Source organism: Veillonella sp. Ser01 (assembly GCF_053850375.1).
The window spans coordinates 20343-29156 of sequence record NZ_JBSPUA010000009.1 but is presented as its reverse complement, the minus strand read 5'-3'; the positions used below and the strand labels follow the sequence as shown (position 1 = coordinate 29156).

Genomic DNA, 8814 nt, shown 5'->3' with positions numbered 1-8814 from the left:
ATTTTCTTGGTGTTTCTTATATTTTAAAGGGACTGCAACTAGAATGCGGTGAAACCGCATTCTGTTACAGCCCCTTTTCTTATGTATTGTATTGGTATTTAACATAGGGTAGGTACCAATCATGGAAACTGTTGATATCATAATAGTAATTATATGTAGAACTTTAATTATACATAAGCTTTATAGAAATCAATAAATTGCTGTGCTACCGGAGATAAAGCATGTCCTTTGAGGGTAATAAATGCTTTTTTGAAATCTCCAGAGAATTCTGGTAATTTAATGCGGGCCATTTTACGATGGTTAACAAGCTCTTTACCATCCATAGGAACTAAAGAGACAGTTCTACCAGAAGATGCCCATTCGATGGCAGAACTCTTAGTTGTAGTGATAGCAACCGCATTGAGTTGGTCCATATCTGTTAAGCTAGATTGCATAATCATTCGCACAGAGCCGCCGGAGAGGGATAATGGACATTTTTTGATATCATCCCAAGTGATTGTATCATGTTCACGGTCTATCCAGAATACATCACGACGGAAGATAGCATATAAGTGTTCTTCTTGTGTGAGAAGAATATCAAATTTGTCAGTGTCTACCATTTGGATGTTGGCAATTCCTAGCTCAGCATTACCATTAATCAGTTGATTAACTACATTCGTCATCAGTCCTTCATAGATTTCAAAGTGAACTGATGGATATTTCATGGAAAAGGCTGGTAAATATTGTTGTACGATTGGTGTGGAACGAGATGCAGAGGTAGCGATTCTCAACGTACCTTCAATGCGTGAATTTAATTGATGCACCGCATTATACGTAGATTCTTCAATAGAACAAAGTTGTTGGGCTTTTTCGTAGAAGATTTTACCTGCATCAGTAAGTTGTAAGTTCGATCCTCGTTGACCGCGCTTGATATTGATGAGTTGAGCCCCAAATTCAGCTTCTAAGTATTTTAATTGTTTACTTAAAGCTGGTTGTGTAATATGAAGAATCTCTGCGGCCTGTGTCATATTGCCCGTTTGAACGAGGGTAATAAAATTGTGGTAGTAAGATGTATCCATAGAATCTCCCTATTATACACAAAATAAGATAAATAAAATTTATAACGAACTAAGTAATAGTAATTTCACATTTAATAAAATGGTATATATACTATAGTTATCAAGGAAAGAGAAAGAATAATGTGTTTAAAATAAACTTTCTATCCTTATCACAAATTTTTATATAATATAGTGATTAAGAAAGTAGGTACTATCATGGGCGTAGTAAAAAGAACATTAGGTAAAGCAATTCGTAACTGGGAAGCACGTAGACTAATGACTGCACATAATACAGGTCTTAGTCGTAAAAAACAACTAGAACGCGTATGGCCTCATCCATTGACTAATGAAAAACGTCACGAACTAAGTCAAGGCATAAGTGGATTAGTCAATAGTGATAACTAATTAATGTGTTTGTCAGTTAGATTATTGTTCTAGCGGTAGCACCACTTCAATAGAATCTAATATAGTACAAGTAGCAGCTCCATGACTCATGTCTTGGAGCTCTTTTTGTATGCGCTCTACATCAGTAGGAGGTACTAAAATAGTAATATCTACATGTTCGCCAAAACCTGCTTCATAATGTAGTTTTTGATCTTGCACATATCTTTCTATAGCTCCATACATGGAATAGTCGATGGTAGCCTGCAACTGAGTTCGTGTTGTGTGTAGTTCTTTAGGGGAAAGACGTAAGGTTTCTGCAACGGAGTGTGAATATGCACGAATCAAACCACCTGCGCCTAGCTTAATACCTCCAAAATAGCGCGTTACTACGACGGCCACATTGGTAATACCTGTTTTTTTGAGTACTTCTAACATAGGTTTACCGGCTGTACCAGATGGTTCACCATTGTCAGAAGAGCGTTGTTGCTCTTGTTTTGGTCCTAATGCAAAGGCTGTACAATTATGACGTGCATCCCAAAATTCTTTGTTGATACGGCCGATAAAAGCCTGCGCTTCCTCTTCTGTAGAACAAGGGCATACAGTTGTGATAAAACGTGACTTCTCAACAACATATTCATGGCGAAATTCCTTCGCTACTGTAGTAAATTCTACTATAGGGCTTATTGATTCACACATATATTCACCTCCTTTAGAATCAAAGTTTATGTTTATTCATCATCACTTTATTATAATCTATTTATGAATGTTGTGTATAGGTGGGGACATGTTAATTCCCCTATGAAAAAGGAATAGTCCCCTAGTTTTAGTAGGATATTGACGTAATGAGAATTTATGTTATTATGGAATAAATACGTATGAATGCATAGTCATGTAAATGTGTTCATATAATAAACTATACGTGTTTATAAAGTATTCTGTTAGTGATGTATGATATATATACTATGAGTTTCTGACTTATATAGATATATAAAAACATATATTTTTGAAAATTCAAGTAGAAAGTAGTGATATGATGAGTAAGAAGAAGCAAGAGTTTGATATTACAGGTATGCATTGTGCCGCCTGTGTAAAGCGCGTTGAAAACGTTGTTTCCAAGGTTGATGGTGTAGAATCTGTAAAGGTTAATCTACTCACTCGTAAAGGCAGCGTTGAATACAAAGACGGTTCTAATGTAGAAGCACAACAAATTGTTGATGCTATTACAAATATTGGTTTCGGTGCTGCAGAGGCAGATGAAACAAAACAAGAAATAGAAAAGGTTAATTTAAAACCTCATATTACACGTCTTATCATTGCTGCTTGTATGGCTGTACCGATGATGATTAATATGACATTACATCGCTTTGGCATTCAAGCCTTGCCAGTATGGGTAGAGTTCATTCTTGCTACCATTGCTCAGTTCGGTCCGGGCCTTATGTTCTATAAGAGTGCGTGGAGTGCGGTGAAGAATGGTGCCCTTACCATGGATGTTCTCGTTGTAATGGGGACGACTGTTGCTTATCTATTCAGTATTTATAATTGGCAGTTCCATCCAGAACTTGGGCCTCATGGCATTTACTTTGAAACCTCAGCTTGGCTCATTACATTCATTCTTCTTGGCAAACTTTTAGAAGAAATTGCTAAGGGGCGTACCTCTGAAGCACTTCAAAAATTAATTGCCTTGCAACCAGCAACAGCTCATGTATTGCGTGATGGTGAGTTCGTAGATATTCCTACATCTAAGGTTGTAGCAGGTGATATCTTACAAGTTCGTGCAGGCGAAAAAATTCCAGTGGATGGTACTATTACTGAAGGCTATTCTACTGTAGATGAAGCTATGCTTACCGGTGAAAGTTTTCCTGTAGAAAAACAAGTGGGATCTGATGTTATCGGTGCGACTATTAACTTGAGCGGTGCTTTCACAATGGAAGCAAAACGTATCGGATCCGATACAATGCTCTCTCAAATTATTAAAGTCGTAGAAGAAGCTCAAACCTCTAAAGCAAGTATTCAACGTATTGCAGATATCGTTGCTCAATATTTTGTGCCTACCGTTATTGGCCTCGCTGTATTGACTGGTCTTGTATGGTATTTTATTGTAGGTGATTCTGTTAATGTAGCTCTCATTAATGCTACAGCAGTGCTTGTTATCGCTTGTCCTTGTGCACTTGGTCTCGCTACACCAACATCTATTATGGTAGGCTCTGGCTTAGGTGCGGAGCATGGTGTTCTCATCAAAAGTGCGGAATATCTTGAAAAAGCTGGTAAACTCGATGCCATCGTTATGGATAAAACTGGCACTCTTACACAAGGTGTTCTCGATGTAACGGCTTTCAAAAACTATAATGGTGATGAAAGTAGAAATATGTCCCTTATGATGGCCCTTGAAAGTGGTACATCGCATCCAATTGCAAAGGCCATGGTTTATTATGGCGAAGATCATGGTTATAAAGGTACAGCTGTAGAACTAGAAAGCTTTGGTGATGTGCCTGGTAAAGGTTTACAAGGGGCTTATCAAGGTGTGTCTGTACAGCTTGGACATAGCCGTTGGATGTCTGAATTAGGTTATGATCTAAGTGCTGTCCAAGATGATATTCTACACTATGAAGAACAAGGTGCTTCCGTGTCTGTTCTCGCTGTAGATGGTGTCATCAGTGCATTATGGGCTGTAGAGGATGAATTGCGTCCAGAAACTATTGAGGTGGTAAAAGAATTACAGTCTCAAGGTATCGATGTGTGGATGCTTACCGGTGATAATCGCCGTACAGCTCAATATATTGCAAAACAAGCAGGCATTACTCATGTAATTGCTGAAGTCTTGCCTCAAGATAAAGCTAGCAAGGTAAAAGAGTTACAAGATAAAGGTCTGGTAGTGGGCATGGTTGGTGATGGTATCAATGATGCACCAGCTCTTGTAACGGCAGATATTGGTTTTGCTATCGGTAGTGGTACTGATATTGCCGTAGAGGCAGCAGATATCGTTCTTGTAAGAAATGATTTACACACACTAGTACAAGCAGTACGCCTCAGTCGTAAGACTATGACTAATATTAAACAAAATCTATTCTGGGCATTGATTTTTAACTGCATTGGTATTCCTTTGGCTGCTGTCGGCGCATTAAATCCTATGATTGCAGGTACAGCGATGGCATTCAGTTCCGTTACAGTTGTGGGTAACTCCCTTCGCTTGAAACGAGCTAAGATTTAATTTAACTTGTATCTTATAACACATAATATTTGATAGAGTTGATTAAAGTTTATAAAGCACCTATACCATGGTATAGGTGCTTTGTTATTTAATTCCTACGAAATCGGTATTTTTAGATTGAGTGAGATTTGTTATACTAAATATAGTTATTCAGCTAAAAGAGAGGAGCTAGATTATGAAATTAAACACGCGCGATATTGTATATATTGGATTTATTGCTGCCTTATGTGCAGTAGCAACAACGATTCGCATTGAAATACCAGGTGGGGCCATGGTTCACTTAGGATCTGCTGCATTATTTACATCATCCATTCTCTTTGGTGGTTTATATGGTGGTTTAGGTGCGGCTATTGGTTCCGCATTATTTGATCTTTTTGGTGGACATACACAATACATTGTATTCTCTTTCTTTATTAAAGGTATTGCAGGTCTTATTGTAGGTGGTATGACAGCAGGTTACTTGCCACCATCCATTACAAAGCCGACAGCATCCTTTACACGCATTTTGATTGCTCTTATTATTGGTACAATTTGGACTGCATTTGGCTATTTCTTAGCATGGTGGTTTGTTCTTGAAAGTGCAGCCGTAGCAGCTAGCAAAATTCAATACTCCTTGATTACAAGTGCAGCAGGTATTGTGGTGGCTATTATATTGACACCAAAGCTACAAAAGGTAGTACGTAGATTATTTACAAAAAACTAATTATTAGGGCTTGATTTTATATTTGTATTATTTTGTTTTTAACGTAATTCAAAAGTTAGAGGCGTATAGAATGGATTATGTTGCTATTATTATTGCTGTTTTGGGGACCGCATTAGGCGCAATTGGGACATTAATAGTACAATATTTTATTAATAAGCAACAATATAAATTAGACTATTATAGACACATTATTGATAAGCGTTTTAAAGCTTATGAACGGGTTGAGGTTTTGTTTAGATTAATAATGAGTTCCTATGGCGGTTCAATGGGCATGATTAATAAAATTGTTTATGATGTTACTGATGATCCAGATTCATATAACGATGTGAGAAAACAATATGATTCTGTTTTTGAGATGTCAATGTGGATAAATGATAAGACCGGTGAGTTATTAGCGAGATTTAATGAGTTAATAGTATTCTATAAATACTATATTGAACATTTAGATATAGATAATAGATATTTATATTTTAAAGATTATTATAATAAGTATAATGGCTGTACATATTTGCCTATTATTACTGAATATACAGAATTGTTTAATAAAAGATTAGATAAAAATACTATTATGAAATATATTAGTATAGAGGCTAACTCTATAGCTCATCAATTAGAAAAGAGTTTAGCTAATGACTACAAATCATTTGAGGATGTAGAACGGTTTTTAAATAGGTATAATAAATAAACGTATTATTGCACTTATTAGAAAGTATAAAGTAATATTTGTCGATTATGATATTTAGGGAGAATAGAATGGAAAATATTACTGAAATATCTGTAAAAGAGTTAATTTATGACAAGTGGATATTTAGGCTAGAGGTTCCTGATACATATTGGATTAAATTAGAACCTATAGAAGGGTCTTTAGCTAGAATTGAAGAAATCATAGCACGTAATATAAAACAATTAAAGTCTTTGCATTTGGAGGATAATGAGTCTAGAGCTCTTAATGAATGGATTAATACTGAAAATATAATTAAAGAGATTATTGATAGAATTCCATTGGTTGTTACTCAGTACAAAGAGTTAAATGAAAAGGAATTAGTACTAGAAAAAGATATTCTAGAACAATTGGCAAATGGTACAGTAAATATCGTAGAAGACGGTAGCAAATATTATACAACTCTTACTGTTAATTCTTATTGTGATCTTGACCAATCATATGAGTTGATAATAGAGTTTATAGTATATTTTCGAGAAAAGTATAAGAATGATCCGAATTTTAACAATGCTGTGAATAACTTTATTACTATTAATAAAGATAATAATTATATAGGAAATTATTTTTCTACGATTTATTATTATCAAAATCTACCTGCAATGTTTTGGATTAGGAATTTTGTTAAAACTACAAGTCTTGATACATCAAAAGTTGATGCGGAATTGAAAAAATTAGAAGGCTTTATAAAATCAGCACATAATGAAGTTTCAAAAATTCAAACAAATAGTAAACAGTTTTTTGATGAAAGTATAGATGACATAAAACAAACATTTTTTAAGTTGAATAATGATGTTCTTGAAGCTGAAAAACGTTTAAAAGACTTGGAGGATGCATATAAAGAAAAGCTAAAGCTTGAAGCACCAGAAGAACTGTGGAATAGTCGTGCAACTGATCAAGAAAGTTCTATTTTTATATGGGGGGCATTGACAATTGTTACTATAATAGGGCTAATTATATTATTAAGTCAGTATTTGATTCCATCAATTGTACATGGTTTGCCAAATGAGAATTATTGGTTTAATCCTACCTCTATGATGTTACTTGTTACAGCTTTTATGATATATATAATTAAAGTTGAAATTAAGTTTTGGACATCCTCTTGGCATCTAAAAAAAGTATATCAACAGAAAGCGGCATTAACTCGATTTTATCAGGCATTAATTGCTGATGGGAAAGAAATTAATGGGGAAGAAAGATTATTAATTATGAAAGCGTTGTTTGGAGAGGTAAATACAGGTTTAGTTAGTAATTCTGAAAAGTCTGATTTAGATGTAGTAATAAATTCTATTCTTAAAAAATAATATTTATTTTTGGGTTTGATATGTAAATTGAACATAGAAAAAGACCACCATTACTAATTTTGTAATGGTGGTCTTTTAGTATTGTTTAATTTTATGTATTAATCTAAATATTAGAAATTACAGAGGTCGTTTAAATTCTCTGCTATGGTAGGATGTGTGAAGATTTGATTTTTGAAATATGTATATGGAATGTTGTTGTCCATAGCTATTTTAATGAGGTTAATCAACTCTTCAGCACCTTGAGAATAAAGTGTAGCACCAAGGATTAAATTGTTTTCTGCATTTACTATAATTTTAAAAGCACCTTTTAAATAGTCGTTTACATGAGCTCTTGGCATGGTAGCTACGAGCATTTCTTTAGTTTTAACTGTATAGCCTTTGTTGATAGCATCTTCTTCTGTGAGACCTACACGAGCGAGTGGAGGGGTTAAGAATGTTGTGTAAGGAATATTTTTACGATCTTTTAATGTGTATTGGCAATTTCCTGTAAGTGCACCAAATACAATGCGGAAGTCATCGAGAGAAATATACGTAAATTGAGGACCACCGTTTACATCGCCTACTGCATATACGCCAGGAACGGAGCTTTCACATGTATCATTAACCACGATAGCGCCGCGTTCGTTAGTAGTAATATCCGTATTTTCTAAACCGATGTTAGCTGTATTTGGTTTGCGACCTGTAGCATACAAAACAGCATCAAACGTATAGTTTTGACCATTTGCCGTGATAACAGGTTTGTGGCTATCATTAGATACAGAGTTTAATGTTACATCGTTAAGAATAGTAATACCTTGCTCAGTCAAGTATTCGTTAGCTAATTCTTGTACGATCGGTTCCTCCTGTTTTAAGATACCAGATTCAATATTAAATACTGTTACCTTTGTACCTAGTTTAGCGTATAAGCTGGCAAATTCAAGGCCAATAGGACCAGCTCCAATGATACCTAATGTATTTGGTTGCGGTGAAAGCTGTTGAATTTCGGTACTATTATAGAAACCTGTTGCAGTATCGATACCACTAATATTAGGTTTGATTGCTACAGCGCCAGTGTTAATAATGATAGTATCACTAGATAAGATGATTTTATCTTCTCCGGCTGTAACGACGATTTCTTTATTACTAATGAATTCACCATGTCCAGTATATACATCGACATGTTCGTTAGTGTCTAACATAGCGAAGTTTTTATTGCGTAAACGAGATGTAACTACGTCGCGTTGATTTAATACTTGATCGTAAGATAAGCCTTTTGATGCGGCTATAATCATCGTTTTCGTTGGGATACATGCAATATTAATACATGTGCCACCATACATAAGTGGGTTTTCTTCAATCATAGCTACGGCTTTGCCCATGGAGCCAAATTTAGCGGCTAATGTTTTACCGGCTTTGCCGAAACCTAGGACGATAAGATCATAATGTTTGGTATTCATGCAATACCTCCTATCTTTTATATT

At 35.1% G+C, this 8814-nt stretch carries 8 protein-coding genes; 5 read left to right on the top strand and 3 right to left on the bottom strand.

The window, feature by feature from the left end:
* Nucleotides 1-167 precede the first annotated feature (167 nt).
* Complete coding sequence (locus tag ACWTVK_RS09410) at nucleotides 168-1058, bottom strand: LysR family transcriptional regulator (RefSeq protein ID WP_105086214.1); 891 nt, start codon at nucleotides 1056-1058, stop codon at nucleotides 168-170.
* A gap of 195 nt (nucleotides 1059-1253) precedes the next feature.
* Between ACWTVK_RS09410 and ACWTVK_RS09405 the strand changes: the two genes are divergently transcribed.
* Nucleotides 1254-1442, top strand: coding sequence for a hypothetical protein (locus ACWTVK_RS09405; protein ID WP_456046631.1), 189 nt, complete (start codon nucleotides 1254-1256; stop codon nucleotides 1440-1442).
* A gap of 21 nt (nucleotides 1443-1463) precedes the next feature.
* Here ACWTVK_RS09405 and ACWTVK_RS09400 read toward each other — a convergent pair whose 3' ends face one another.
* Nucleotides 1464-2117, bottom strand: a complete 654-nt coding sequence (locus tag ACWTVK_RS09400) for a YigZ family protein (protein WP_456046630.1) — start codon at nucleotides 2115-2117, stop codon at nucleotides 1464-1466.
* A gap of 337 nt (nucleotides 2118-2454) precedes the next feature.
* Here ACWTVK_RS09400 and ACWTVK_RS09395 point away from each other — a divergent pair, with 337 nt between their 5' ends.
* The 4 genes from ACWTVK_RS09395 (at nucleotide 2455) to ACWTVK_RS09380 (ending at nucleotide 7354) form a co-directional block, all read left to right on the top strand.
* Nucleotides 2455-4629: a heavy metal translocating P-type ATPase gene (locus ACWTVK_RS09395; protein ID WP_456046632.1), complete on the top strand. Its 2175-nt coding sequence runs from the start codon at nucleotides 2455-2457 to the stop codon at nucleotides 4627-4629.
* 175 nt (nucleotides 4630-4804) lie between these two features.
* Complete coding sequence (locus ACWTVK_RS09390) at nucleotides 4805-5332, top strand: ECF transporter S component (protein ID WP_456046629.1); 528 nt, start codon at nucleotides 4805-4807, stop codon at nucleotides 5330-5332.
* 70 nt (nucleotides 5333-5402) lie between these two features.
* On the top strand, nucleotides 5403-6017 hold the full coding sequence (locus tag ACWTVK_RS09385; RefSeq protein ID WP_456046628.1) for a hypothetical protein: 615 nt from the start codon (nucleotides 5403-5405) through the stop codon (nucleotides 6015-6017).
* A gap of 68 nt (nucleotides 6018-6085) precedes the next feature.
* Nucleotides 6086-7354: a DUF6161 domain-containing protein gene (locus ACWTVK_RS09380; protein ID WP_456046627.1), complete on the top strand. Its 1269-nt coding sequence runs from the start codon at nucleotides 6086-6088 to the stop codon at nucleotides 7352-7354.
* Between the two features lie 110 nt (nucleotides 7355-7464).
* On the opposite strand, the gene ACWTVK_RS09375 is transcribed toward ACWTVK_RS09380, so the two are convergent.
* Nucleotides 7465-8790: an FAD-containing oxidoreductase gene (locus ACWTVK_RS09375; RefSeq protein WP_456046626.1), complete on the bottom strand. Its 1326-nt coding sequence runs from the start codon at nucleotides 8788-8790 to the stop codon at nucleotides 7465-7467.
* Between the last annotated feature and the right edge of the window lie 24 nt (nucleotides 8791-8814).